1 pseudogene is annotated in these 1,016 nt (G+C 62.5%); it reads left to right on the top strand.

The window, feature by feature from the left end:
• Window positions 1–18: 18 nt before the first annotated feature.
• Window positions 19–1,016, top strand: a pseudogene (locus O0882_RS29050) (hypothetical protein); the annotation flags it as partial.

Below are 1,016 nucleotides of genomic sequence, written 5' to 3'. Positions count from 1 at the left end.
TACGGCAGCAACTCTACGGTGAATGTCGGTACTGGCATCGGCGCCGTCGCTGGTGCTTTCATGGGCGGCCCTATCGGCGCGGCCATTGGCGGTGCGCTGGGTGGCTTGATCGGAGGCCTTGGCAATCGTGTGTTCGGCATGGGTGAAAAGAAATACGGGGAGACTGGCATTACCGGCACGTTGTCCGGTACCGGGTTCAGTGGCACCGAATATGCCAAATGGACGCAAAAGGGCGGCTGGCTGCGCAGCGACAAGAAGGACACGGACCGCAAGGCCGTCGACGCCACGACGTCCAATGCGTTTGTGGAAACATACGCTGCCATCCGCAATGTGTCAGCCACCCTGGCCAATACGCTGGGCATCGATACGTCCAGCTTGGCCACGCGCGCCCAGGCGCTCAATATCAACCTGACCGGCCTCACCACGGAAGCGGACAGGCTGGGCGCCGTCACCAAGTTTTTTGAGGGGGTAGGCAATGCAATCGCAGTCGAACTGCTGCCTAACGTTGGCCAGTTCAAGCAAGGCAGCGAGGAGCTGAGCGTTACCCTGCAGCGCGTGGCCGGCAATTACGCCGGCGTCGACGCGGCCCTGCAGCTGATCGGCCGCACGTCGCAAGACGCCTTTGGCGCCGTGGGCGTGGCCACCATTGGCGCGCGCGAAAACCTGGTCAAGTTGGCGGGCAGCCTCGATGCCCTCGGCAGCGGGACCAGCTTCTTTGCTGAAAACTTCCTGACGGAAGCCGAGCAGATGGCACCCGTGCTGTCGACCGTGGCCGATACGCTAGGCAAGCTGGGCATGGCTGGCTCCACGACCATGGAGGATTACAAGAAGAAGGTGCTGGGCCTTAATCTGGCCAGCGCGGCGGATCAAGAGTTGTACATCAAGCTGCTGGCCCTGGCGCCGGCATTCAAGGCCGCCAGCGACTACAGCAACCAGTTGGCAGCTGCGACCGGCAACTATGCGGCCGTGGTCAAGTCGGCCAGCGAGATCGCCAGCGAGCACATGGACCTGCAGAA

It is taken from the genome of Janthinobacterium sp. SUN073 (assembly GCF_030397665.1).
In the GTDB taxonomy this organism is placed as follows: domain Bacteria; phylum Pseudomonadota; class Gammaproteobacteria; order Burkholderiales; family Burkholderiaceae_D; genus Janthinobacterium.
The sequence above is the reverse complement of the archived record's forward strand: the minus strand, read 5'-3'. Positions and strand labels throughout refer to the sequence as shown.